The sequence below is a fragment of the Kluyvera sp. EC_51 genome, assembly GCF_019584505.1.
GTDB lineage: Bacteria > Pseudomonadota > Gammaproteobacteria > Enterobacterales > Enterobacteriaceae > Kluyvera > Kluyvera sichuanensis.
The window spans coordinates 1-1,960 of sequence record NZ_VDAG01000025.1 but is presented as its reverse complement, the minus strand read 5'-3'; the positions used below and the strand labels follow the sequence as shown (position 1 = coordinate 1,960).

The following is a 1,960-nucleotide window of genomic DNA, read 5'->3' as shown; positions in this document are numbered from 1 at the left end:
GCTTAGTGCTGAATTCACTATCGGCGAAGGTGAGTTGATGGCTCATGATGTCCCTCTGGGATGCGCTCCGGATGAATATGATGATCTCATATCAGGAACTTGTTCGCACCTTCCCTAATCTGTGACGAAGATCTATAATCCCAAGGCACTTCTCATCTGGTCGTTGTTGTTTAGGCTAGCTAATTTTACAGTGTTGTCAGGACTTATTTTGACTTTAGCGGAGCAGTGGAAGAATGACAAAATATGCTTTGGTAGGAGATGTAGGCGGTACCAATGCACGTCTGGCACTGTGCAACGTAGAAAATGGCGACATCACTCAGGCAAAAACCTATTCGGGCCTCGATTTTCCGAGCCTGGAAGCGGTTGTGGTGCATTATCTCAAAGAGCACAGTGTTAGTGTGACTGACGGTTGTATCGCAATTGCTTGCCCGATTACCGGCGATTGGGTGGCGATGACCAACCATACCTGGGCATTCTCTACCGCTGAGATGAAAAAGAATCTTGGCTTTGAACATCTGGAAATCATTAACGACTTCACCGCTGTTTCGATGGCTATTCCGATGATCAAAGATGAGCATCTGATTAAGTTTGGCGGCGGTGAGCCAATCAAAGGTAAACCTGTTGCGGTATATGGCGCAGGTACCGGGCTTGGTGTGGCGCATCTCGTTCACGTTGATAAACGCTGGGTTAGCCTACCGGGTGAGGGCGGTCATGTTGATTTTGCGCCAAACAGTGAAGAAGAGGGGATTATCCTCGAAGAACTGCGCACCGAAATTGGTCATGTTTCCGCTGAACGAGTGCTGTCAGGACCAGGTTTGGTGAATCTGTACCGCGCTATTGTTAAATCCGATGGTCGCGAGCCGCAGGGTTATAAACCGAAAGATATTACTGAACGAGCGCTAGAAGATAGCTGCACCGACTGTCGTCGTGCGCTGTCTTTGTTCTGTGTGATCATGGGGCGTTTTGGTGGCAACCTGGCTCTGACTCTGGGAACGTTTGGTGGTGTTTACATCGCAGGTGGGATCGTGCCGCGTTTCCTGGAATTCTTTAAAGCATCCGGTTTCCGTGGTGGTTTTGAAGACAAAGGGCGTTTTAAAGAGTACGTACAAAATATCCCGGTCTACTTGATTGTGCATGATCAACCTGGACTGCTGGGTGCTGGCGCGCATCTGCGTCAGACGCTGGGACAGGTTCTTTAGTAGTCTAAAAAAATGGTGGATAACGCTTATCCACCCTACAAATCGGGTGCAAATTCCTGCGCCCGATTTACAAGCGCATCAACGCACGAAACTCTTTTACCTTGCTGCGACTCACCGGCACCTGAAAATCCAAATCCCGCAGGCGTAAAATATAAGTATTGTTAAACCACGGCTCTATCTCGCGGATTTTGCTTAAGTTAACGCAATATGAACGGTGGCAGCGGAAGAAGTGGCTTTCGGGCAGCCTGTGGCAAAACTCGGTGATATTCATCGACATCACATAGGCTTCACGTCGCGTATAAACAAACGTCATTTTCTCGTGCGCTTCGGCGTAATAAATATCGTTGATGTCGGTGACGATAATTCGCTCATCTTTCACCAGGTTAATCGTCAACGCTTCGCGGTTCGTCGTATTCCCAGACGCCGGGGCATTCTGTTGCTGGTATGCAGCTTCCAGTTTTTGCAGCATGCCGATAATGCGCGACTCCTGGTAAGGTTTCAGAATGTAGTCGAACGCTTCAAGTTCAAACGCTTCTACCGCATGTTCTTTCCAGGCAGTGATAAACACGATAAATGGCTTATGGGCAAATTTACTGATGTTTTGCGCCAATAACACGCCATCTAAAGAAGGGATGTTTATATCTAAGGAAGGTGCGAATAAGCAGGTCATTTCTTCCCAAGCTGACTCGCTGATTAAAATTTCGCGGATCTGGGCCGATTTTTTTCCCGCAAACACATCGAATCAGCCTATTTAGGCTATT

General features: G+C 47.9%; 1 protein-coding gene and 1 pseudogene. One reads left to right on the top strand and one right to left on the bottom strand.

What is annotated here, in order from left to right:
* The first annotated feature begins 233 nt into the window (after positions 1-233).
* Positions 234-1,199, top strand: a complete 966-nt coding sequence (gene glk, locus FHC49_RS07430; protein ID WP_195207115.1) for a glucokinase — start codon at positions 234-236, stop codon at positions 1,197-1,199.
* A gap of 67 nt (positions 1,200-1,266) precedes the next feature.
* On the opposite strand, the pseudogene FHC49_RS07425 reads toward glk, so the two are convergent.
* Positions 1,267-1,845 (bottom strand): annotated as a pseudogene (locus FHC49_RS07425) (LytR/AlgR family response regulator transcription factor); the annotation flags it as partial.
* Between the last annotated feature and the right edge of the window lie 115 nt (positions 1,846-1,960).

Coding starts and splice junctions, on each gene's coding strand:
- glk (WP_195207115.1), top strand. CDS start 234: ATGACAAAATATGCTTTGGTAGGAGATGTAGGCGGTACCAATGCACGT.